This window comes from Priestia sp. D51 (genome assembly GCF_053345675.1).
This window is the reverse complement of the sequence record NZ_JBLTIR010000005.1, coordinates 205574-229600: the sequence shown is the minus strand read 5'-3', so window position 1 is coordinate 229600 and position 24027 is coordinate 205574. Positions and strand designations below refer to the sequence as shown.

At 38.3% G+C, this 24027-nt stretch carries 27 protein-coding genes; 24 read left to right on the top strand and 3 right to left on the bottom strand.

Annotation, left to right across the window (positions count from 1 at the left end; genetic code table 11):
* The first annotated feature begins 158 nt into the window (after positions 1-158).
* From upp to fabZ, 23 genes are all read left to right on the top strand, one after another.
* On the top strand, positions 159-788 hold the full coding sequence (upp, locus tag ACNHOZ_RS20880) for a uracil phosphoribosyltransferase (RefSeq protein ID WP_013059810.1): 630 nt from the start codon (positions 159-161) through the stop codon (positions 786-788).
* A 22-nt stretch (positions 789-810) separates the two neighbouring features.
* Positions 811-1962, top strand: coding sequence for a non-hydrolyzing UDP-N-acetylglucosamine 2-epimerase (wecB, locus tag ACNHOZ_RS20875; RefSeq protein ID WP_063248427.1), 1152 nt, complete (start codon positions 811-813; stop codon positions 1960-1962).
* 67 nt (positions 1963-2029) lie between these two features.
* Positions 2030-4222: a S8 family serine peptidase gene (locus tag ACNHOZ_RS20870; RefSeq protein WP_255906563.1), complete on the top strand. Its 2193-nt coding sequence runs from the start codon at positions 2030-2032 to the stop codon at positions 4220-4222.
* A 297-nt stretch (positions 4223-4519) separates the two neighbouring features.
* Positions 4520-4741 (top strand): AtpZ/AtpI family protein, encoded by a 222-nt coding sequence (locus ACNHOZ_RS20865; RefSeq protein WP_013085464.1) that lies wholly within the window; start codon positions 4520-4522, stop codon positions 4739-4741.
* Between the two features lie 6 nt (positions 4742-4747).
* On the top strand, positions 4748-5119 hold the full coding sequence (locus ACNHOZ_RS20860; protein WP_013059806.1) for an ATP synthase subunit I: 372 nt from the start codon (positions 4748-4750) through the stop codon (positions 5117-5119).
* Between the two features lie 18 nt (positions 5120-5137).
* A complete protein-coding gene (atpB, locus tag ACNHOZ_RS20855; protein WP_013059805.1) occupies positions 5138-5848 on the top strand; it encodes a F0F1 ATP synthase subunit A in 711 nt (236 codons plus the stop codon).
* 90 nt (positions 5849-5938) lie between these two features.
* Positions 5939-6151: a F0F1 ATP synthase subunit C gene (gene atpE / locus ACNHOZ_RS20850; protein ID WP_013059804.1), complete on the top strand. Its 213-nt coding sequence runs from the start codon at positions 5939-5941 to the stop codon at positions 6149-6151.
* 102 nt (positions 6152-6253) lie between these two features.
* Positions 6254-6772: a F0F1 ATP synthase subunit B gene (locus tag ACNHOZ_RS20845; protein ID WP_197226004.1), complete on the top strand. Its 519-nt coding sequence runs from the start codon at positions 6254-6256 to the stop codon at positions 6770-6772.
* Entirely contained in the window at positions 6769-7314 is a 546-nt protein-coding gene (locus ACNHOZ_RS20840) for a F0F1 ATP synthase subunit delta (RefSeq protein WP_028411987.1), read from the top strand. Before ACNHOZ_RS20845 ends, ACNHOZ_RS20840 begins: the two co-directional genes overlap by 4 nt.
* A gap of 15 nt (positions 7315-7329) precedes the next feature.
* Positions 7330-8838 (top strand): F0F1 ATP synthase subunit alpha, encoded by a 1509-nt coding sequence (gene atpA / locus ACNHOZ_RS20835; RefSeq protein ID WP_013085461.1) that lies wholly within the window; start codon positions 7330-7332, stop codon positions 8836-8838.
* Between the two features lie 105 nt (positions 8839-8943).
* On the top strand, positions 8944-9801 hold the full coding sequence (locus ACNHOZ_RS20830; RefSeq protein ID WP_013059800.1) for a F0F1 ATP synthase subunit gamma: 858 nt from the start codon (positions 8944-8946) through the stop codon (positions 9799-9801).
* 36 nt (positions 9802-9837) lie between these two features.
* Entirely contained in the window at positions 9838-11259 is a 1422-nt protein-coding gene (gene atpD / locus ACNHOZ_RS20825; protein WP_013059799.1) for a F0F1 ATP synthase subunit beta, read from the top strand.
* Positions 11260-11285: 26 nt separating this feature from the next.
* A complete protein-coding gene (locus ACNHOZ_RS20820; RefSeq protein WP_028411988.1) occupies positions 11286-11690 on the top strand; it encodes a F0F1 ATP synthase subunit epsilon in 405 nt (134 codons plus the stop codon).
* 274 nt (positions 11691-11964) lie between these two features.
* Entirely contained in the window at positions 11965-12201 is a 237-nt protein-coding gene (locus ACNHOZ_RS20815; protein ID WP_013059797.1) for a DUF1146 family protein, read from the top strand.
* Between the two features lie 160 nt (positions 12202-12361).
* Positions 12362-13102 (top strand): YwmB family TATA-box binding protein, encoded by a 741-nt coding sequence (locus ACNHOZ_RS20810; protein ID WP_013059796.1) that lies wholly within the window; start codon positions 12362-12364, stop codon positions 13100-13102.
* Positions 13103-13133: 31 nt separating this feature from the next.
* On the top strand, positions 13134-14438 hold the full coding sequence (murA, locus tag ACNHOZ_RS20805) for a UDP-N-acetylglucosamine 1-carboxyvinyltransferase (protein ID WP_028411990.1): 1305 nt from the start codon (positions 13134-13136) through the stop codon (positions 14436-14438).
* Between the two features lie 161 nt (positions 14439-14599).
* On the top strand, positions 14600-15622 hold the full coding sequence (gene spoIID / locus ACNHOZ_RS20800; protein WP_168761644.1) for a stage II sporulation protein D: 1023 nt from the start codon (positions 14600-14602) through the stop codon (positions 15620-15622).
* 161 nt (positions 15623-15783) lie between these two features.
* The gene (locus ACNHOZ_RS20795) at positions 15784-16614 is read left to right on the top strand and encodes a M23 family metallopeptidase (protein ID WP_028409695.1); all 831 of its coding nucleotides are present in this window, start codon (positions 15784-15786) and stop codon (positions 16612-16614) included.
* 274 nt (positions 16615-16888) lie between these two features.
* The gene (gene spoIIID, locus ACNHOZ_RS20790; RefSeq protein WP_013059792.1) at positions 16889-17152 is read left to right on the top strand and encodes a sporulation transcriptional regulator SpoIIID; all 264 of its coding nucleotides are present in this window, start codon (positions 16889-16891) and stop codon (positions 17150-17152) included.
* A gap of 186 nt (positions 17153-17338) precedes the next feature.
* Complete coding sequence (mreB, locus tag ACNHOZ_RS20785) at positions 17339-18340, top strand: rod shape-determining protein (RefSeq protein ID WP_013059791.1); 1002 nt, start codon at positions 17339-17341, stop codon at positions 18338-18340.
* A gap of 114 nt (positions 18341-18454) precedes the next feature.
* Complete coding sequence (locus ACNHOZ_RS20780) at positions 18455-19279, top strand: flagellar hook-basal body protein (RefSeq protein ID WP_255906561.1); 825 nt, start codon at positions 18455-18457, stop codon at positions 19277-19279.
* Between the two features lie 23 nt (positions 19280-19302).
* A complete protein-coding gene (locus ACNHOZ_RS20775) occupies positions 19303-20124 on the top strand; it encodes a flagellar hook-basal body protein (RefSeq protein ID WP_168761651.1) in 822 nt (273 codons plus the stop codon).
* An 83-nt stretch (positions 20125-20207) separates the two neighbouring features.
* Positions 20208-20642, top strand: a complete 435-nt coding sequence (gene fabZ, locus ACNHOZ_RS20770; RefSeq protein WP_013059788.1) for a 3-hydroxyacyl-ACP dehydratase FabZ — start codon at positions 20208-20210, stop codon at positions 20640-20642.
* A gap of 28 nt (positions 20643-20670) precedes the next feature.
* On the opposite strand, the gene ACNHOZ_RS20765 is transcribed toward fabZ, so the two are convergent.
* A complete protein-coding gene (locus ACNHOZ_RS20765; RefSeq protein ID WP_028411995.1) occupies positions 20671-21093 on the bottom strand; it encodes a helix-turn-helix domain-containing protein in 423 nt (140 codons plus the stop codon).
* A 524-nt stretch (positions 21094-21617) separates the two neighbouring features.
* Positions 21618-22055 carry a YwpF-like family protein gene (locus ACNHOZ_RS20760; protein ID WP_048021732.1) on the bottom strand — a complete coding sequence of 146 codons (438 nt, stop codon included), beginning with the start codon at positions 22053-22055 and terminating at the stop codon, positions 21618-21620.
* A gap of 96 nt (positions 22056-22151) precedes the next feature.
* Here ACNHOZ_RS20760 and ssb point away from each other — a divergent pair, with 96 nt between their 5' ends.
* Positions 22152-22514: a single-stranded DNA-binding protein gene (gene ssb, locus ACNHOZ_RS20755; protein WP_028411997.1), complete on the top strand. Its 363-nt coding sequence runs from the start codon at positions 22152-22154 to the stop codon at positions 22512-22514.
* 282 nt (positions 22515-22796) lie between these two features.
* Here the strand turns inward: ssb and ACNHOZ_RS20750 are convergent, their stop codons facing one another.
* On the bottom strand, positions 22797-23843 hold the full coding sequence (locus tag ACNHOZ_RS20750) for a C40 family peptidase (protein WP_048021734.1): 1047 nt from the start codon (positions 23841-23843) through the stop codon (positions 22797-22799).
* Positions 23844-24027 lie beyond the last annotated feature (184 nt).

The window sequence follows — 24027 nt, the reverse complement described above, 5'->3', positions numbered from 1 at the left end:
ATTTTTTGAATAATGCTTGAACTCAAAAACTTTTTTCTGTAAAATGAATGCAATGTATAAATTTAATTAGCAAGAGATATGTTTTTACTAGTACGTACCATTCAATTCGTTGAATGGTATTTTAATGTGTACATCTTTATATATAAGGAGAGATATCAATGGGCAAAGTATACGTATTTGATCACCCGCTTATTCAACACAAATTAACTTACATACGCGATGTAAAAACGGGAACGAAAGAGTTTCGTGAATTAGTTGATGAAGTGGCAAGCTTAATGGCTTTTGAAGCAACACGTGATTTACCGCTAGAAGATGTTGAAATTGAAACACCGGTTTGCAAAACAAAGTCAAAAGTTATTGCAGGGAAAAAGCTTGGTATCGTTCCAATTCTTCGTGCTGGTATCGGCATGGTAGATGGATTTTTAAAACTAATGCCAGCTGCTAAAGTTGGACACGTTGGCTTATATCGTGATCCAGAAACATTACAGCCTGTTGAATATTATGTAAAGCTACCTAATGATGTAGAAGAGCGTGACTTTATTGTAGTAGATCCTATGCTTGCAACAGGAGGGTCAGCTGTAGAAGCAATCAACTCTCTGAAAAAAAGAGGCGCTAAAAACATTAAATTTATGTGTTTAATTGCTGCTCCTGAAGGCGTGGAAATTGTAAAAGAAGCACACCCTGACGTAGATATTTACATTGCAGCATTAGATGAAAAATTAAATGACCATGGATATATTGTTCCAGGTTTAGGTGATGCAGGGGATCGTTTATTCGGTACAAAATAATTTGTAGATTTGGGTGATGAACATGAAGCAGCCAATTAAAGTAATGACGATATTCGGGACAAGACCAGAAGCAATTAAAATGGCTCCTCTAGTATTAGAGCTTAAAAAGCGACCAGAAGAGTTCGAAGCAATTGTTACAGTAACGGCTCAGCACCGTGAAATGTTAGACCAAGTATTGAGCATCTTTGACATTCAGCCTGACTATGACCTGAACATTATGAAGGATCGCCAAACCCTTATGGACGTAACGACCAGAGGATTACAAGGCTTGGACGACGTAATGAAAAAAGTAAAGCCGGACATGGTACTTGTACACGGTGATACAACTACGACGTTTATTGCTGGGCTAGCAGCTTTTTATAATCAGATTCAGGTCGGGCATGTTGAAGCAGGTTTGCGCACATGGAATAAATATTCTCCATACCCGGAAGAAATGAACCGTCAGCTTACAGGTGTTCTCGCTGATTTGCACTTTGCTCCAACAGATAAGTCTGCAGCTAATTTGCAAGCAGAGAACAAAAAAGAAGAGCGAATCTTTGTGACTGGAAATACAGCTATCGATGCGTTAAAAACAACAGTAAAAGAGACATATGAGCATGAAGTGTTAACGAAATTGGGAGATGATCGTCTTATTTTGTTAACGGCACATCGCCGCGAAAATTTAGGCGAACCAATGAAAAATATGTTCCGTGCTGTTAAGCGTATTGTAGATGAACATGAAGATGTGCAAGTTGTGTATCCTGTTCATTTGAATCCAGTAGTTAGAGAAACAGCAAACGATATCTTAGGAAATGACCCGCGCATTCATTTAATTGAACCGTTAGATGTAATTGACTTCCATAACTTCGCTGAGCGCGCTCATATTATTTTGACAGATTCGGGCGGTGTTCAAGAAGAAGCTCCTTCATTAGGCGTACCTGTATTGGTACTTCGCGATACAACAGAGCGCCCGGAAGGAATTGAAGCAGGAACGCTCAAACTAGCAGGCACGGAAGAAGAAACGATTTATACGCTAGCAAAAGAGCTGTTAATAGATGAAGGCGTATATAAGCAAATGTCACAAGCATCGAATCCTTACGGAGACGGCTTAGCTTCTAAACGCATTTGTGATGCTATTAGCTACTATTTCAACCGCCGTGAAAACAGACCGGAAGCTTTTAATCCGCTTTCGTAAGATTTCTAAACACCTTTCACATGAAAAGCGTCTCTTTGAGACACGATAGTGTGAGAGGTGTTTTTTTATGTGGATTAAATGGTTAATGATTAGCTTTATATTGGGGAGTGGGGGAGGGCAAATGTCGCTCAATCCGACATTTCCTTCTATAAAACAAGAAATGAATCATCAGGAAAAATCAATCATTGTGATGATTAAAAAAGAAAAATTCACGAAATTTAAAAGTCAGCTACAAAAAAATTATCCTAATATAAAGATTAAGAGCGAATTTCACACGGTGTTTACAGGACTTTCATTAAACGGCTCCATCTCTGATTTGGAAAAACTATCTCAGAATCCATCTATTATTAGTTCACATTCTATTAAAAACTATCAGGTTACAGAAGAAAATAGCGTAACGTTCATTGGCTCAGAACAGGTAAGAGGCTTGTTTGATACTCACAATCAGCGCTTAACAGGAAAAGGGATCAAAGTAGGCGTTATCGATACGGGGGTTGATTATTCTCATCCTGATTTAAAACAAACCTACAGAGGGGGTTACGATGTAATAGATGAAGATTATGAGCCGATGGAAACCACTCGTGAGCAAGGAGAACCGACTCTGCACGGTACTCATGTAGCTGGTATTATTGCAGCGAATGGGAATATTACAGGCGTAGCACCCCAAGCGGAAATCTATGCATACCGAGCTCTTGGACCTGGAGGAGCTGGAACGTCTGAAAGTGTTATTCTAGCTATTGAAAAAGCAATTCAAGATGATGTAGATATTATTAATTTATCATTAGGAAATGATGTGAATGGCCCTGATTTACCAACAAGCTTAGCGTTAGATCGAGCTGTTGAAAAAGGAATTGTAACGGTTACATCTAGCGGCAATTCAGGTCCAGGTTTATGGACGGTGGGCTCTCCGGGTACAGCGGGAAAAGCTATTTCCGTTGGCGCTTCTGTTTCTCCGACAACAGTTCAATTTCTAACAATTGGATTTAACAAAGAAAAAATTATGATGGCGCCAGTAGAAGGGTCTCATCCATGGACGTTTAATCAAACGCTGCGTGTAATAAATGAAGAAGATTCCAAAGAGCAAAAGCATGCGTCGGGTAACGTCATTTTGCTAAAAGCAGAAGGAAATGCGGTTCAAAAAAAGATTAAACAAGCTGAACAGGCGGGAGCAAAAGCGGTTATTTTATATAGCCCGACAGAAAAAAGCATAGTCAGTAAACTAAAAGAGTCAGTAAATATTCCCGTGATATGGGTAAGTAAAAAAAGCGGTGACACCATTAGCCAACACATTCAGTCTCAACAACCGTACTTACGCACTGGGCAGCAAGTGGTGCAAGACTTGCTCACATCTTTCAGTTCAAGAGGGCCTGTAACGACTACTTGGGGAATCAAACCAGACGTCGTCGCACCAGGTTACTTCATTAATAGTACAGTTCCTGGAGGATATGAACGCATGCATGGCACAAGTATGGCTGCGCCCCATGTAGCTGGAGCGTGTGCGCTGATTTTACAAGCTCACCCGAACTGGTCTCCTGAACAAGTCAAAGCTTCATTGATGAACACCAGTAAAATAATGCAGCAGCTAAACGGTCAAACGTATCGCGTATATGAACAAGGAGCGGGAAGAATTCAAATAGCAAAAGCCGTCACAGCAGAATCTTTGTTTTATCCATCTTCTTTATCTTTTGGTATTTTTACGCGTCCATCAAAGAAAGTTTTATCTTTTAAAATTGATAACCAGTCTGATAAAGCAAAAACGTATCGCTTAAACGTTCCAAAAAAGGATGAAGGAGTGAACTGGGATGTTCCATTACCCGTCACGGTGCCACCCCGTCAGACAAAAGAGATAGCTGTCACTTTATCGGTGCAGCCCCGTTTTAAAAATAAAGGTATATATGACGGATATTTGGAAATAAATGATTCACGTGAAACATTTTCGCTTCCCTATATGTACATGATTAGCATTCCAGATTATCCTCGTGTCATGGGATTGCAAGTAGCAGCGGAAGAAGAGAAAAATACGTATAGCTATGAACTGTTTTTGCCTGAAGGAGCAGATCAGTTAGGCGTCGCTCTTTTTGATAAGCAGTCTTTACAGTTTGTATCGTATTTAGATGTTGACGTGGATGTAGAAAGAGGCATGAGAAAACGAAAAATAACGATTGACGAATCGCTTGTACCAGGAGTGTACCAAATATTTGCATTTGTGAAAAAGCATAGACAAGAGCAGGTTGTACACAGTACAATAACGATTGAATGAACCTCTTTAAATGTTTTCATTTGAAGAGGTTTTATGTGTGGCAGAAATGTGAACAATAAGAAGAGATTGTGAAGTTTTTAGCTTAAACACATTGACATTAAATATACGCTATTGTATGCTTACAGGGAATATAAATGATAAGGTTTTCAACCTGTGAAAACCGTTGATATTTCTGCGTATTTTATTAGCTGTTTTTACCTTTTTTAGCAATTTTTTTTGCCTTTCTATCATATATTGAGCTATGAAAACGATAGAGAATTCGGAAAAAAGAAAATTTTGCAAAAGGGGTATGAGCTTATGAAAGATCGCAACCGTCATCCTTTGCAAGCGATGGCATTAGTGTCAATCATTCTATCACAGTTAGCAGGTTCAGTCTTAATTGGCTTATTCTCTGGAAGATGGGCTGATCAATGGCTTGACACCGAACCACTATTTTTGATTTTAGGCCTTCTTTCAGGGCTAGCAGCAGGTGTTTTTATGATGCTGCGGACAGTCCACCATTTTTTTTCAGGAGATTAATAATTCATGCAGGATTTGCAGCACGTTTTTCCAAGACTTCGTTCATACATATTGTATTTGTTAGCATTATACGTTCTCGGCTGGGGATTTACAAGTTATAAGGCTGTTTTTGCAGGTTTAATTTTAGGAACCGCCCTGAGTTTGTATAATTTGTGGAACTTAGTAAGAAAGTTTGAGCAGTTTGGACAGGCGTTGGATGAGGGGAAAAAGCCCCGTTCAATTGGGACTGTTGTAAGATTTGCAACAGCTGCTCTCGCAGTTGTGATTACCATCTCTTATCCAAAAACCTTTCATATTATTAGTGTAGTTGTGGGATTAATGACGTATTATGTTGTCATTATCATAGATTTAGTTGTTCAAAATATGCGTAGAAGATAGAAAGAGAGGTGAACACAGTTGGGTCATGAATCACCAACTATAGAGTTTCTAGGCCTTACTTTTAGTCAAAGTAACTTGCTTATGGTTACCGTAGCTTCTGTTATTGTATTCTTAATTGCAGTTTTATGTACTCGTACTCTTGCTATGAAGCCAAGCGGTGCACAAAACTTTATTGAATGGGTCTTAGATTTTGTTAAAGGACTCGTTAATAGCAATATGGATTGGAAAACAGGTGGCCGCTTTTTGACGCTAGGTGTAACTTTACTTATGTACATTTTTGTGTCAAATATGTTGGGTCTTCCATTCGCCATCGTGATTGACCATAACTTATGGTGGAAATCGCCAACCGCTGATCCAGCAATTACGCTGACGTTAGCCGTTATGGTAGTTGTACTATCACATTATTATGGTATTAAAATGCGAGGTTTCTCTGCATACACGAAAGATTACTTCAAGCCAATGGCATTTTTATTCCCGCTTAAGATTATCGAGGAGTTTGCCAATACGTTAACGCTTGGCCTTCGTCTTTACGGTAATATTTATGCTGGGGAAATTTTGTTAAGCTTGCTAGCTGGTTTAGCAACAACAGGCTTCCTAGGTACAATTGGAGCTGCTATCCCAATGCTTTTATGGCAAGGATTCAGTATTTTTGTAGGCGCAATTCAGGCCTTCATTTTCACAATGTTAACGATGGTTTATTTATCTCACAAAGTGAGTAGCGACCATTAATTTATAAAGCTTTGTTCAAGTAATACCCAATTTGGACAAAACAAAACTTAGTTAAACAAAATCATATATATTAAGGGAGGACTTTATAAAATGGGTTTAATAGCATCTGCAATTGCGATTGGTTTAGCGGCACTAGGTGCTGGTATTGGTAACGGTCTTATCGTTTCTAAGACGATTGAAGGCACAGCTCGCCAACCAGAAGCACGTGGTACATTAACTTCAATGATGTTCGTTGGGGTTGCCTTAGTTGAGGCGCTTCCAATTATCGCCGTAGTTATTGCATTCATGGTACAAGGTAAATAATAATGTGTTACATGTGGCGAAGATCATTCAAAAGAACCTTCGCCATTACTTTATGTCTTTAAGAAGTAAATTATATATGTGGAGTCTCTGAAGGGAGTGAACATGGCCGTGTCGAACATGTTTGTGTTAGGAGCAGCAGGCATTAATGGTGGAGATATTCTTTTCCAATTAGTGATGTTCCTTATCCTACTTGCGTTACTTCAAAAATTCGCGTTTGGTCCTGTAATGGGAATCATGAAAAAACGTGAAGAGCATATTGCCGGTGAGATTGATGAAGCAGAAAAGCAAAATGAGGAAGCGAAGAAGCTTGTTGAAGAGCAGTGTGAAATCTTAAAGCAATCTCGTCAAGAAGTGCAAGTAATGATGGAAAACGCTAGAAAGTCTGCAGAAGATAAAAAAGAAGAAATCATTGCAGCAGCACGCGAAGAGTCTGAGCGTCTAAAAGCTGCAGCAAAACAAGAAATCGAACAGCAAAAAGATCAAGCAGTTGCTGCGTTACGTGAGCAAGTTGCTTCATTATCTGTTTTAATTGCGTCGAAAGTTATTGAAAAAGAACTTTCTGAACAAGATCAAGAGAAGTTAATTCATGAATATATCCAAGAAGTAGGGGATGTACGATGAGTCAACCAGCTGTAGCCAAGCGCTATGCACTAGCTCTTTTTCAATTAGCAACAGAAAAACAGATGATCGATGAAATGCAAGACCAGCTACAAATCGTTGAAGAGGTGTTTGCTAAAACACCTGAATTAATGGATGTATTAACTCATCCAAAAATTACAATTGAGCGAAAAAAACAGTTTGTAAGTGAGGCATTTGCTGAACTTTCACCAACTGTTCAACATACGGTTCTTCTATTATTAGAGCGTCACCGCATTCAAATTGTTAGCCAAATGGTGCAAGAGTATCGTTTCCTAGCGAACGAAGTACGTGGCGTGGCAGACGCAACTGTTTATTCTGTCAAACCTTTAAGCGCAGATGAGAAACGAGCAATCTCGCAATCATTTGCTTCAAAAGTTGGAAAACATACGTTAAATATTTCAAACGTAGTAGATAAAAGCCTAATCGGCGGCGTGAAGCTTCGCATTGGTAATCGTATCTATGATGGCAGCATTAGCAGCAAATTAGAAACGATCCACCGAGGACTTCTTGCACACAGATCGTAGATAGGGGTGAAATTCATGAGCATCAAAGCTGAAGAAATTAGTGCGCTGATCAAGCAGCAAATTGAAAACTATCAGTCTGAGATTAAAGTGAGTGATGTAGGTACTGTTATCCAAGTTGGGGATGGTATCGCACGTGCTCATGGCCTCGACAATGTCATGGCTGGAGAACTGGTTGAATTTTCAAATGGTGTCATGGGAATGGCACAAAACTTAGAAGAAAACAATGTAGGTATCATTATTTTAGGACCATATACAGAAATTCGTGAAGGTGACGAAGTTCGCCGTACAGGACGCATCATGGAAGTTCCAGTAGGGGAGCAGTTAATCGGTCGTGTTGTTAACTCATTAGGTCAGCCAGTAGACGGCTTAGGCCCGGTAGAAACAACAAAAACACGTCCAATTGAAGGTGCTGCACCTGGCGTTATGGATCGTAAATCAGTACATGAGCCGCTTCAAACAGGTATCAAGGCGATTGACGCACTTGTGCCGATCGGCCGTGGACAGCGTGAGTTAATTATCGGTGACCGTCAAACGGGTAAAACATCGGTAGCAATCGATACAATCTTAAACCAAAAAGATCAAGATATGGTATGTATCTATGTAGCGATTGGCCAAAAAGAATCAACAGTTCGTAACGTAGTAGAGACATTACGTAAACACGGTGCTCTAGATTACACAATCGTTGTAACAGCATCAGCTTCACAACCAGCTCCACTATTATTCTTAGCACCATACGCTGGAGTAACAATGGGTGAAGAGTTTATGTATAACGGTAAGCACGTACTTGTTATTTACGATGACTTAACAAAACAAGCATCAGCTTATCGTGAACTTTCATTACTATTACGCCGTCCTCCAGGTCGTGAAGCGTATCCAGGGGATGTATTCTATCTGCACTCTCGTTTATTAGAGCGTGCGGCAAAGTTATCGGACGCAAAAGGTGGAGGTTCATTAACAGCTCTTCCATTTATTGAAACGCAAGCAGGAGACGTATCTGCTTATATCCCAACGAACGTAATTTCGATTACAGACGGACAAATTTTCTTACAGTCAGATCTATTCTTCTCAGGCGTACGTCCTGCGATTAATGCTGGTCTTTCTGTATCACGTGTAGGGGGATCTGCACAAATTAAAGCGATGAAAAAGGTAGCAGGTACACTGCGTCTAGACCTTGCATCTTATCGTGAGCTTGAATCGTTTGCTCAGTTCGGTTCTGATCTTGACCAAGCAACTCAAGCAAAATTAAATCGAGGAGCGCGTACAGTTGAAATCTTAAAACAAGGTTTACACAAACCGCTTCGCGTAGAAAAACAAGTAGCTGTGCTTTACGCATTAACAAAAGGCTTCTTAGATGATGTTCCAGTATCAGATATTACACGCTTTGAAGACGAGTACTTAACATGGTTAGAATCAAACCGTAAAGAAGTACTTGAATCAATCCGTACAACTGGTGGCCTTCCTGAAGCTGGCGTATTCGAATCAGCACTTGAAGAATTCAAGAAAACATTTATTGCATCTGAATAATATATTGTCAGCATGGTATGTTAAGACAATCTTTCAATAAGGTGAAGGTGAACATTTGTTCACCTTTCATACCACGTGATCTTCTAAAACAAGGTGGTGAAACCTTTGGCATCATTACGTGATATACAAACTCGAATCACATCGACGAAAAAAACGAGCCAGATTACGAAAGCAATGGAAATGGTTTCAGCTGCAAAGCTGAATAGAGCGGAACAAAATGCAAAATCGTTTGTTCCATATATGGAAAAAATTCAAGAGGTAGTCTCAAGTGTAGCCCTAGGCAGCAGAGGCGCTTCACATCCAATGTTAACTGCGCGTAGCGTGAAGAAGACTGGTTATATCGTAATCACTTCAGATCGCGGTCTAGCAGGAGCATATAACAGTAATATTTTGCGAAAAGTATCTCAAGCTATTGAAGAACGCCATCAATCACCTGATGAATACGGTGTGATTGCAATTGGACGAGTAGGGAGAGATTTCTTCGTAAAACGCGGTATTCCGGTTTTGCTTGAAATCACAGGCTTAGCAGATCAGCCAGCTTTTGCTGACATTCAAGGAATTGCTTCACAAACAGTTCAAATGTTTGCGGACGGTACGTTTGATGAACTTTACTTATACTACAATCACTTTATCAATACGATTTCACAAGAAGTGACGGAGAAGAAGCTATTGCCTCTAACAGATCTTCAACCTTCTGGTAAACTTGTTGGTTATGAATTTGAACCATCACAAGAAGAGATTTTAGAAGTATTACTTCCTCAGTATGCAGAGAGTTTAATTTACGGCGGCCTGCTTGATGGAAAAGCAAGTGAGCATGCTGCTCGTATGACAGCGATGAAAAGTGCAACAGACAATGCAAAAGATCTTATCAATAATCTTACATTGTCATATAACCGTGCACGTCAAGCGGCAATTACCCAGGAAATTACGGAAATTGTTGGCGGAGCGGCAGCGTTAGAATAGAAAGTTTAATGGAAAAGCAAGTTAGGAGGGAACACGATGACAAAAGGACGCGTTACTCAAATCATGGGTCCAGTTGTAGACGTAAAGTTTGACAACGGACACCTTCCGGCAATTTATAACGCCCTTAAAATTTCACATAAACCGAGCAGTGCAAGTGAAGTTGCAATCGAATTAACATTAGAAGTTGCGATTCACTTAGGTGATAACACAGTTCGTACAGTAGCAATGTCATCCACTGACGGCTTAGTTCGTGGATTAGAAGTAGAAGATACAGGTGCAGCAATCTCAGTACCAGTTGGTGACGTTACGTTAGGTCGTGTATTTAACGTATTAGGTGAAAAAATCGACTTAGACGCCCCAATCGATGCAGGTGCACGTCGTGATCCGATCCACCGTCAAGCACCAAAGTTCGAAAATCTATCTACACAAGCTGAAATTCTTGAAACAGGTATTAAAGTAGTAGACTTATTAGCTCCTTACATTAAAGGTGGAAAAATCGGTCTATTCGGTGGTGCCGGTGTAGGTAAAACAGTATTAATTCAAGAGTTAATCAATAACATTGCTCAAGAGCACGGCGGTATTTCGGTATTCGCTGGTGTAGGTGAGCGTACGCGTGAAGGTAATGACTTATACCATGAAATGACAGACTCTGGTGTTATTAAGAAGACGGCTATGGTATTTGGACAAATGAATGAGCCGCCTGGTGCACGTCAGCGTGTTGCATTAACAGGATTAACAATGGCAGAATACTTCCGTGACGAACAAGGTCAAGACGTATTATTCTTTATCGATAATATCTTCCGTTTCACACAAGCGGGTTCAGAAGTATCAGCATTACTTGGCCGTATGCCATCAGCAGTAGGTTATCAGCCAACATTAGCGACAGAAATGGGTCAGCTTCAAGAGCGTATCACGTCAACAAGCGTAGGTTCTGTAACATCGATTCAAGCGATTTACGTACCAGCCGATGACTATACGGATCCAGCTCCAGCGACAACATTTGCTCACTTAGATGCAACAACAAACTTAGAGCGTAAATTATCAGAGATGGGTATTTACCCTGCGGTAGATCCATTAGCATCTACATCTCGCGCTTTATCTCCTGAAATTGTTGGAGAAGAGCACTATGCAATTGCGCGTCAAGTTCAACAAACGTTACAGCGTTATAAAGAGTTACAAGATATCATTGCAATCCTAGGTATGGATGAGTTATCTGATGAAGATAAACTTGTTGTACAACGTGCTCGTCGCGTTCAATTCTTCTTGTCTCAAAACTTCCACGTAGCAGAACAATTTACAGGTCAAAAAGGTTCTTATGTTCCTGTAAAAGAAACTGTTAAAGGATTTAAAGAGATCTTGGAAGGTAAATACGATCATTTACCTGAAGATGCGTTCCGTTTAGTTGGTCGCATTGAAGAAGTTATTGAAAATGCGAAACGTATGGGAGTAGAAGTTTAATTTAAGGGACATAGGAGGTTTTTTAAATGAAGACAATCCATGTCAGTGTAGTGACTCCTGATGGCCCAGTTTACGAATCAGAAGTGGAAATGGTAAGTACCCGAGCACAGAGCGGTGAGCTTGGTATTTTACATGGCCATATTCCGATGGTTGCTCCTTTACAAATTGGAGCCGTCCGCTTGAAGAAAGCAAGCAGTACAGAACTTGTGGCTGTTAGCGGAGGATTTCTTGAAGTAAGACCTGACAAAGTAACAATTCTTGCACAGGCTGCTGAAACAGCTGAAGCGATTGACGTAGCTCGTGCAGAAGAAGCGAAAAAGCGCGCTGAAATGCGCCTTGATAGCAAACAAGACGACGTTGATGTTAAGCGTGCTGAAATTGCCTTAAAACGGGCAGTCAATCGTTTAGATATTAGTCAACGTAAGTTCTAAAAAAAGCCCTCTCAAACGAATGAGAGGGCTTTTTTGCTCTATTATATAAAAGAGGAAGAGCAAATAGCATTCGTCTATGATTATATATTCCATTTAACTAAGCCTATCCGTTTTCTTTATTTTTTTTAATAATGGAAAAGGATCTTAAAATAGGGAATAAAATAAATGTTTTTCATGTTACCGTTTACGAATTTGCATAAGTGTGCTTTAATATGAAAAGAAGAGACGATGATCGTCTCTTCTTTTCATATGGTGTTTAAAAGGAGTGCTTTTATTGTTTGGAGGAATTGAGCAGCAAACGTTACTAACCATGATTTCACATTTGATTTTTATTGTGATTACTTGGTATGCTTTGCAAGGCTTTCAAATTGAAAAGCTGATGAAACCTAATCATGTGTTTCAAGCAAAATTAATGCTTATTTTATTGACCATTACGATTTCATCAACAGTAAGTAATTTCTTTTTGGATTATTTATTTTGGTCACAGCGCATCCCCTCATTTTTTCAATGATTGGCAAGCTATGAGTCTATGATAAAATAGACGTTCATTCGTTGAAGATATACGAATTTATACCCTAATGTATGTCGCTATGTCTAAATATGATGACCCTTTTCATGTATGTATCATCGCCTTCTGGAAAGACTGATGAGTACGGAGAGGGAGTGGCGAAATGTTTAAAAAAATTAGTGTCTTTTTGGCTATTTTCATTACTGGCTTATTCGTATATCATGGAAGTTATGTGAGCAATGCCCAAAACAATGAAACTACTATTGAGAAGATTGTTCACACCTTAAATAAGCAGCATGTTTCGTTAACTGAAGTATCGTTGTATGCAAGAGAAGAAGTAAAAGCTGTTACTGACCAAAAAACCTTTTATTCGCAAGCTAAAAGTATTAAAAGTAATTTTAGAGGTTTTAAATGGGAAGTAAAGAGGGAAAGAGACCTATGGAAAGCAATAGGTACACGCAAAAGTGAAGATGTGAACGAAGTCATTCTGTTAACTTATGCGATCGATGAACACAGCAATGCGTACATATCGTATCATGTAACGGGACAAGGTTTAAAAGAAAAAAATATGACCCATTTTCAAAATGTATTTCAGACAAATTATGAAAAAATTTTCCTGTCAGAACCCATAATTTTCTCTTGTGCAACAGGGGAAATCAATGATAAGATGGAAAGTGTTTTGTCTGTTGAAATTCAAGACCTATTACGAGCTTTCAATGCTAAACCAGTGGAATCTCTAGTGGAAGAGTCATTTACCTCTGTTTCAGCATATACTGGACTGTGGAAAGAAGCTCTTCAAACGAAAAAGCAGGAAATGAACTTACAAATTGCATTACGCAAGACAAGAATGGGCGGTCAAACAACCATAGTTGTTGGCACACCTATCATTACGTCTGAATATTAATATAGAGAAAATGGACGCGGAGGGGAATACCTTGGAAAAAATCATCGTCCGCGGTGGAAATAGATTAAGCGGTACAGTTAAAGTTGAAGGAGCAAAAAACGCCGTTTTACCTATTATCACTGCAACCTTATTAGCTAGTGAAGGAAAAACAATTCTAAATGATGTACCAGCTCTCTCCGATGTATTTACGATTGGCGAAGTTTTAAGACATCTGAATGCAGAAGTAGATTTTGAAACAAATCGTGTAGTTGTAGATGCATCAAGAGAGTTAAAAACAGATGCACCTTTTGAATATGTAAGAAAAATGCGCGCTTCAGTACTTGTAATGGGTCCTTTATTAGCGCGTATGGGTGAGGCTCGTGTAGCTTTACCTGGTGGATGTGCGATTGGATCAAGACCGATTGATCAGCACCTTAAAGGCTTTGAAGCAATGGGTGCTAAAGTTCAAGTAGGAAATGGTTTTATTGATGCAAAAGTTGAAGGAAGACTAAAAGGTGCTAAAATTTATTTAGACTTCCCAAGTGTAGGTGCCACAGAAAATATTATGATGGCAGCAGCATTAGCGGAAGGCACTACAATTATGGAAAACGTAGCAAAAGAACCTGAAATTGTCGACTTAGCAAACTTCTTAAACGCAATGGGCGCTAAAGTTCGCGGTGCAGGAACTGGTACGATCCGTATTGAAGGTGTTAATAAATTATATGGTGCAGAACATGCAATTATTCCAGATCGTATCGAAGCTGGAACATTCATGGTAGCAGCAGCTATTACAGGTGGAAACGTACTTGTACGCGGTGCAGTAGCAGAGCACATCAGTTCACTTGTTGCTAAAATGGAAGAAATGGGTGTTGAAATTACTGAAGAAGGCGACGGCTTACGTGTTGTAGGACCTGAAAAGCTAAAATCAGTAGATATTAAAACAATGCCTCATCCAGGGTTCCCTACGGATATGCAATCTCAAATGATGGCATTATTATTAGCAGCAGAAGGCACAAGTATGATTACAGAAACAGTTTTTGAAAACCGCTTTATGCACGTAGAAGAGTTTCGCCGCATGAACGCTGATATTAAAATTGAAGGACGCTCTGTTATTATTAACGGACCTTCTCAACTACAAGGCGCTGAAGTAGCAGCAACAGATCTTCGTGCAGCAGCAGCGTTAACATTAGCAGGACTTGTAGCAGACGGTTATACGCGTGTAACGGAATTAAAACACCTTGATCGTGGTTATGTAAATTTCCACAATAAATTAGCCGCTTTAGGCGCTGATATTGAACGTGTAAATGACGAAACAAAGCAGGTAGAACAAACTCAACAGGCTTCAGACGTCAAGTAAATATGTCATAAAAAAGCATCTCATAGCGAGATGCTTTTTTTGTCGTTGGACGACCCTTATGGCCGGTTTGCTGTCATAAAAGGTTGTCCACCTCCATACATATGGAATATAGGGATATAGGTGTTCCTTGTCAAAATAATAGATATGGAGGCTAGGCGTTCATGAAACAAGCAAAGCCAATCGTCGTACTAGGAGTCATCTTTTTTTTCATTGTGTTACTCATCCCAACACTTCTCGTTGTTCCTTTTACTGAAAAGACAGATGGAAAGCTACATGAAAATGTCAAACAGACCCCAAAAACCGAAAAACTACAAAAAGTGACAGCGTCTCCTCTTGATGTCAGTGTTTATCGTACGGAAACGAAAAAAGTAGAAAAACTGCCGCTCGAAGACTATCTTGTAGGGGTAGTAGCAGCTGAAATGCCTGCTACTTTTGAACTTGAAGCACTTAAGGCTCAAAGTTTGGCAGCCAGAACCTATATTGTGCAAACTATGATGAATGGAAATAGTCATCTTCCCCAAGGAGCGGATGTGACTGATACCGTAGAGTACCAAGTATATTTAAATAAAGATGAGCTAAGAAGCCGATGGAACAAAGACTATGATTGGAAAATCAAAAAAATTCAAGAAGCAGTGAAGGACACCCAAGGTCAAATTCTTACGTATAAAAATAAGCCAATTAATGCTACGTTCTTTTCTACCAGCAATGGTTACACTGAAAATTCAGAAGCGTATTGGAAGAATTCCATTCCTTATCTAAAAAGTGTAGCTAGTCCATGGGATAAAAAGTCTCCTGAATTTACAAATCAGAAAGTAATGTCTGTTGCTAGCTTTGAACAGAGGCTTGGAGTGAAATTAACAAACAGTGGATCAGTAGGTGAAATCGTCTCTAGAACGCCGGGGCAGCGCGTAGATTACGTAAAGATAAACGGTAAAGAACTGTCGGGAAAAGATGTTCGGGAAAAACTGGATTTATCGTCAGCCGACTTTCATTGGACAAAAAAAGGGAATGAAATTATCATCAATACAAAAGGATATGGACATGGTATTGGGATGAGTCAGTACGGAGCAAATGGTATGGCACTGGAAGGAAAAACGTATAAAGATATTGTTACTCATTATTATACAGGTGTTGCAATTACTCCTAACGATCAGTTTGTTGCACAATTGACAGCTAAACGCTAATTCAACGACCCTTATAGCAGGGTCTTTTTTATGTTTTTCACTTTTTTTAAATAAAATGTATATTTTAGATTCATCTGTTGAAAAATAATCGAAAAAAATTTTTTATCGCTGTGTATATATTCATTCAATTGTGTTCAGACTGATTTCTGAGGTGATGATATATGAGAGAGGAAGAAAAGAAACGTACTTCTCCAAAATCGAAAGTTCAAAAATTAGTTAGAAAGCGTTGGGTGTTCCCGGCTATCTATTTAGCGAGTGCAGCAATTATTCTTACAGCAGTCCTTTGGTTTCAAGCTAATGGAAATGATATTAGCAAAGAAGACAAAAGCGGCTATAGCCAAGACGGTACGGCTTATCGAGACGACGCTGTAGAGGTAAATGCTTCGCTTGAAAATTTAAAAATGCCAGTTGCTAGTGAAGCATCAGCTATCGTGAAAAAGCCTTTCTACGACGATCAAGCATCTGAAAAACAACAAGAAGAAGCACTAGTTTTCTACAACAATACGTATCATCCAAACACAGGTGTTGATTTAGCTGTTAAGGGAGATAAATCATTTGATGTTGTAGCAGCAGCTAGCGGTACAGTAACAAAAGCAACAAAAGATCCTTTACTAGGTTATGTAGTAGAAATTGATCACAAAGATGGTTTAGTAACACAGTATCAATCTCTTGAGAAAGCTGATGTAGAAGTAGGAGATATTGTTAAACAAGGCCAAACGATCGCAAAAGCTGGAAAAAGCTTATATAATCAAGAAGCAAAAACACATGTGCACTTTGAAGTTCGTAAAGATGGTGTAGCAATTAATCCAAGCAGTTATTTTGGAAAATCGGTTAGTTCTATCAAAGAAGTCAAAGCAGCTGAAGTGACAGAACCAAAAGACGACTCTTCTTCTGAAGAATCAAAGGATAGCGAAAAATCATCTGATGAAAAGACTAAAGAAGATAAAGATTCAAAACAACCTTCAACAGATACGTCTAAACCAAATGCATAAAGCAAGACCATAAATACGAAAAGAAGCTGGATAAAACCGAGCTTCTTTTTTTATGAATTTTTCTAAAATGAGATGCATTATGTTAAAAAAGTAAATAAAAAACACTAAATTTTCAAAAAATATAAGAAATCACTTGTCCTTACTGACTTTTCTAGCATATATCTGCACACAAGCTAATAAACTGTTACAAACCTATAAAGAGAATGTTAGAAAAGGGATAATATATACATTCCCTTGGATACTTCTCATATCCAATTTGGGGAGGGCGAGTAGTGTGCACGATTACATCAAAGAGAGAACTATCAAGATTGGAAAGTATATTGTAGAAACAAAGAAAACAGTTCGTGTAATTGCGAAAGAATTTGGCGTTTCGAAAAGTACTGTCCATAAAGATTTAACAGAGCGTCTACCAGAAATAAATCCTGAGTTAGCAAATGAAGTAAAAGAAATTCTTGATTACCATAAATCTATTCGGCATTTGCGTGGAGGAGAAGCAACAAAATTAAAGTACAAAAAAGAAGAAGAAACTGTAAAGTAAAAGAATGCCCGATATTGCCTTTTTTATAGAGGTAGTATAGGGCATTTTAATTTTTGGATAAAATAGGTATATAATAAATATTTTTGCTAATAACAACATACATATACAAATTGTGATAAAATAGTAAATTAGGAAAAAAGAATGGTTATCATGCAAAGATATGTAAATAGAAGGAGGATTTAAGGTATGTTAGCAAAAGACATTGGTATCGATTTAGGTACAGCTAACGTCTTAATTCACGTTAAAGGCAAAGGAATTGTGTTAAATGAACCGTCTGTTGTGGCGATTGATAAAAATACAAATAGAGTGCTAGCAGTAGGGGAAGAAGCGAGACGTATGGTAGGAAGAACGCCCAGTAATATTATTGCCATTCGTCCATTAAAAGATGGCGTTATCGCTGACTTCGAAATTACCGAGTCTATGCTCAAACACTTTATTAATAAATTAAATGTAAAAGGTTTTTTATCCAAGCCTCGTATTTTAATTTGTTGTCCAACAAATATTACCTCTGTTGAACAAAAAGCAATTCGCGAAGCTGCTGAAAAAAGCGGTGGAAAAACCATTTATTTGGAAGAAGAACCAAAAGTCGCGGCTATTGGCGCTGGAATGGATATCTTTCAGCCGAGCGGAAACATGGTCGTAGATATTGGTGGAGGTACAACCGATGTGGCTGTCCTTTCAATGGGCGATATTGTAACAGCAGCTTCTATTAAGATGGCTGGTGATCGTTTTGATGCGGAAATTTTGCAGTACATTAAACAAAAATATAAGCTCTTAATTGGAGAGCGTACAGCAGAAGAAATTAAAGTGAAAATTGGCACAGTGTTTCCTAAAGCTCGTAATGAAGAGCTGGACATTCGAGGGCGAGACATGGTTTCAGGCTTACCTCGTACGGTTACTGTTTATTCTGAGGAAGTAGAGGAGGCACTTAGAGAGTCTGTCAGCGTCATTGTACAAGCTTCGAAAAGTGTATTAGAGCGTACACCTCCCGAACTTTCTGCCGATATTATAGACAGAGGCGTTATTTTAACTGGCGGTGGAGCATTGCTTCACGGTATGGATCAGCTGTTAGCGGAAGAATTAAAGGTGCCTGTGCTAATTGCAGAAAATCCAATGGGTTGTGTAGCTGTTGGAACAGGTATTATGCTTGATAATATTGATAAACTATCTCGTCGCAATATTGTTTAAATAAATGAAGACTCCTCTATTGGCTCGTTTCATACAGAGGAGTCTCTTCTTTTATTTATTATACTCTGTCAGCCGGCTATAACGAACAACGTTTACTTGTAAGGAGGATGAAGTATGTTTAAAGGGTTTTACACGGCAGCAGCGGGTATGCTGTCTCAGCAGCGTCAAACTGACTTATTAACGAATAACATAGCAAATGCTAATACGCCAGGATTTAAAGCAGATCAAGGTACGTTAAAGGCATTTCCTGATATGTTACTGCAGCGAATGGAATCTGAAGATTTACCCACTGACCGTAACATCTCTGTTCAGAACAAAAAAGACATAGGTACAATTAATACGGGTGTGTATATGCAAGAAACAGTTCCAAATTTTACACAAGGTAATCTTCAGCAAACGTCTCAATCAACTGATATTGCATTGATGGAGCAAAATATGCCTACAAAAGAGGGCGGCCTATTTTTTGTGGTACAAAGCCCTAATAATACGCCTCAATATACAAGAAACAGTAATTTTACATTAGATCAAGAAGGGTTTTTAACTACGTCTACGGGAGCTTATGTATTAAATACAAATAATCAGCCAATTCAACTGAAAAGTGAAAACTTTACAGTTGATTCACAGGGTAACGTAACGGAAAATAATCAGCAGATTGCACAAATCGGTATTGCTTATTCTAGTGATTTACAAACGATTAAAAAGGCAGGGAATGGATTGTATGAAACGTTGAACAATCAGTCCTTGCCTTCAGCAAGAAATAATCCAGGCATTTCTTATCAGTTAAAGCAAGGATTTGTTGAACGTTCCAATGTAGATGCTGCTCAAAGTATGACGGATTTACTAACAGCTTACAGAGCTTTTGAAGCAAATCAAAAAATAATGCAAGCTTACGATAGAAGCATGGATAAAGCGGCAAATGAAATTGGACGTGTGCGCTAAAAGCAACAGGGGAGATGAGGAGAATGAACCGTACAATGATAACAGCGGCTAATACAATGGGGCAGCTACAGCAGCAGCTTGATGTCATCAGTCACAATTTATCTAATACAAATACGACAGGATATAAATCGAGAGACGCTTCATTTAACGATATGCTGTATCAACAAGTAAATAATCAAGTAGACCATGGAACAGAAAAGCGGCTTACACCGTCTGGAATTCGACAAGGTTCAGGAGCTTATCTAGACCAAACACGCTTAAATATGACGCAAGGTGCTTTTGAAAATACAGACAAACCATTAGATGTAGCTGCATCAAATCCAAACGTTTATTTTCAAGTTGCCGTAAACGATTCCGAACAGCCTGTACAATATACGCGAGATGGTTCATTTCACCTTAGCCCTGAAGGCCCCAACAATGTTAAATTAGTAAACGGTTCTGGCCAGGATGTGCTGGGGGAAAATGGTCAAGCTATTATTTTCAGTAACGCATTTAAAGATATACAGATTGATGGAAGTGGAACGATAACGGTTACTACGAATACGGGCGTTGACCAGTTTACCCTTGGGTTAACAAATGTCCAAAAGCCGCAGGAGCTAGAAGCTAAAGGAGAAAATCTATTTGCTTTTCCAGGTGGGATGAACCAACCGAATATGTTTACAGATCTGACTGGAAAAGCTCGAGAAACAGCAGGCGTAGATCAAGGGAAATTGGAACAGTCAAATGTAGATTTGAGCAAAGAACTCACTGATATGTCCATTGCCCAACGTGCGTATCAGTTTAATTCCCGCTCTATTTCAATTGCAGACCAAATGATGGGCTTGGTGAATGGAATCAGAGCTTAAGCAAGTAGTTGCTTCTCAATTGAGCATTCTGTATATTGATAATAGTATCGTATGTTACATGCGGTTTGAAAGGAGACTTATTTATGCTTGATATTGAACAAATTAAAGAAATTATTCCACACCGATATCCATTTTTATTGGTCGATCGTATTTTAGAAGTGGAAGAAGGAAAGAAAGCAGTTGGTTTAAAAAACGTATCTGCCAATGAAGAATTTTTTAACGGGCATTTCCCTGACTATCCTGTGATGCCAGGGGTTTTAATTGTAGAAGCTTTGGCTCAGGTAGGAGCAGTAGCTATGCTAAAAAAAGAGGAAAATCAAGGACGTTTAGCATTTTTTGCAGGCATTGACAACTGCCGTTTTAAAAAGCAAGTAAGACCTGGTGATCAACTGCGTTTAGAGGTTGAAATTGTACGTGCGCGTGGATCTATTGGTAAAGGAAAAGGTATCGCAACTGTAGATGGAGAGTTAGTCTGCGAAACAGATATTATGTTTGCTTTAGGCGATAAAAAAGAATAGTACATAAGAGCTGCTGATGCAGCTTTTTTTATTGGCGCTGCAAAGCAGAAAAAAGTTTCTTTAATAAAGGTATAATATCCGTTAGCAACTCTTTTTGAAGAGTTGGTGACAGAGATGAAAATTGTAAGAGCACATGTTTTAATAAGGGCTGTTTATCTATGAGGGTTAAAATGGTATTTTCCTGTGAATCCGATTCACGTTTTCTTGTTAAGTAAAGAAGTTGGAAGTCATGTAAATAATCTTGTTTATAAGAGGAAGGCTCAATAAGTTGGTCGAGCGTAATTTGAAAACAATTACATAGAGATAGAAAATCAAAAATGGAAGGCGTTTGTTTCGAACATTCCCATTTTGAAATAGTTGTACGAGAAACATTCAACTGATTTGCTAATTCTTCTTGTGAAAATCCTCCTTTTAGTCTGAAATGTTTAATTCTTTCTCCAAAATCTTTCATATGCATCACCTGATTTCGTAAAGATAAGTATATGTCTTATTGTTCGAATGTAGTTCATGTTCTTTGTAACATGCTTAATTTGCACAATATGAAACATATACACTTTACTTTCTGCAATAGAGGGAATAAAACCTGTTTTTATTTCTTTTTTTTTCTCTAAAAAGATTCATTTTTCTGCATGGATATAAAAAAAAGAACAAAAATAGAGGTTTTTATAGTAAAAAAATCCTATTTTTTGTTCGGTATATTGAAAAAAATGGTTGAATAACGGGGAAAAATGCATTAATATACGAATTACAAAGAAAAAGGAGTGAAAAAATGACAAATTTTTATTTGAAAAGGCAAGGTGCTCGCATAAGAGATAATCGCTTCAAACGTTCTAGTCATGCACATTTATTTTTAGGAAAAAAAGAAAGGTACCTCTCCAGTGAGTTCTCTTTTCTTTACCCTTCTCATGGACCAACGAAAAAGACCTCAAACAATAATCCTCTCTTTTAAATCCAGACACCTTGAGATGACTTGACTTATTTTTTAGATGTACTTTTTACCGGTCTGTTTCGAAGCTGCAGTTTGAACTGTTGAAGTAAATCTTGACCTGATAACCCTTGGTTAATTAAATCCTCTAAGAGCATTTCAGCATAATGAAGTCTCCGTTCTTTTAAAACACCTTTCATCAACAAACTAATACGATTTTCACCAATTGAAGTAATGGAAGCCACGGTAGCTATAAAGGTAGCTGGATCATTTGTTTCTTTCGTAATTTTAGCTTCTACCGTCACTTTTTGTTTATCTTTCAACAAAACATGAAATTCATCGTACCATTTCTTATCGATAACTGCTTCTAAAATCCAGTTATTTTCGCCGTCTTCTTTATTAATAATAAGGCCATTAGTTAGTGAGACAGACTGACGCTTTTCTTGATTATCAACCAATTGAAATGACACAAGTTTAAATGTTTTCATTGATGTTTCCTCCTTTACGTAAATAGTAGGTTATCCATATTATAACATGAATGAGCTTAAAGATTCCCATTATTCAATCAGTTGGAGTGGTAGACTATGATTAACCATATTGTTCTTGTAGGAAGACTGACAAAAAAGCCGGAGCTTCGATATACCCATGAAGGGATTGCCGTATCTACTATTACGTTAGCAATTAATCGAACGTTTCGAAATGTTGAAGGTGAATATGATGCTGATTTTGTCAACATTACTCTGTGGAGAAAAAATGCAGAAAATACAGCTGCTTACTGTGATAAAGGAGCGGTTGTAGGTGTGGTAGGGCGTGTACAAACGCGCACATTTGAAAATAATCTTCAGCAACGAGTATATATGACCGACGTTGTGGCTGATGCGGTTAAATTTTTAAGTGGAAAGCCATCTGATTCTTCTTCATTTGGTTCAAATCAACAAGAAGAATAAAGTGATCTAGTATGAAAGGGGGTGATTAGTTCAGCTAAGGTTTTAATTCCCCTTATCTATCATAATAGAAGATAGATCCTCCTTAAGAGCAAGGCTCTTTCTATATTCTCAAGAGAGAAAATTAAAGTATTCGCTATCCCCGAATTATTCCTCTATTTCAGCCGTTAAATTATTTAACGGTTTTTTTAATGAAAAGATCCGAACGAGTTTGATTCTCCATCAAGAATCAAACTCATTCGGATCTTCCTTCAGCTAACATACTCTTGTCTCAGCTTCTATCAGTTATTTAGCAAACCTTTTTGCACCTAAGTAGCGCTTGCTCCAGTAGCTGTTATCTAAGCTTGCAATGGTTACACCGGTAGAAGATCCAGCATGAATAAATTGACGATTACCAAGGTAAATGCCCATATGTGTAGGGCCGCTAGAATATGTATTAAAAAACACTAGGTCACCAGGCTGTGGATTACTTACGGGTGTTGATACACTCCAATAACCAGCCGTCGTATAGCGCGTTGTAGAAATTTGTTGTTTCATTACGTAATAAATGAATCCGCTGCAGTCGAAACCAGAAGGAGTTGTGCCACCCCATTTGTAAGGAACACCCATATAACGTTTTGCATCTGAAATCATTTGCGATACATTTAATGTTCCGCTAGAAGTTGAAGGTGTTGATGTACTTGGTTTTGTTGTTGGCGTAGTTGTTTGGGCGCTTTTTGATACCTTTAATTGTTGATTTACATAAATCGTATTAGACGTTAATCCATTTATTTGTTTTAATTCGCTGACGCTCATGTGAAATGCCGAAGCTATTTTAGACAGGCTATCTCCACGCTGAACTTTGTAAGTTCCGTTTGCATCCTTAGAAGGAGTTTCTGCTGGTTTACTCGTAGTTGGAGTCGATGCGCTGTTGCTTCCATTTACTTTTAACGTTTGGTTAATATAAATGATGTTGGAAGAAAGAGTGTTCAAACGTTTTAATTCTTCTACGCTCATATTAAAACGAGTAGCCACTTTCCAAAGGGTATCGCCGCTTTGAACTTTATAGGTTGAACCAGTAGCAGTAGCTGAAGGCTTTTCTTCCTTATTAGATGGTTGAGAGGTTGAAGCAGAAGGAATCGATAACGTTTGTCCTATGTGAATTGTATTTGAAGATAACTTATTTACGCTTTTTAAAGCTTCTACCGTTGTATGATATTTAGTAGATAACGACCAAAGTGTATCTCCAGCTTTCACTTGAACAGTTGAAGCAGATGCTTCAGCTGAAGCTTGATATAAGAATGTCCCGCCAACAATGGCGCCTAGAGATAAAGCGAGCTGCCTTTTTTTCATTAATAAATCCCCCTAATTATGTAAATGTTTCGTGTTTATTTTTCCAATATGTCTATTAAATTACAAAAATATTATATGTATAAATATGCTGGAATTTAAAGAGAAAGTAAAGGGTCTTTTTCGCTATAAAAATACCTTTTTATTCAAAAAACGATATTTATCGCGTTTTTTGTATCTTTATCAG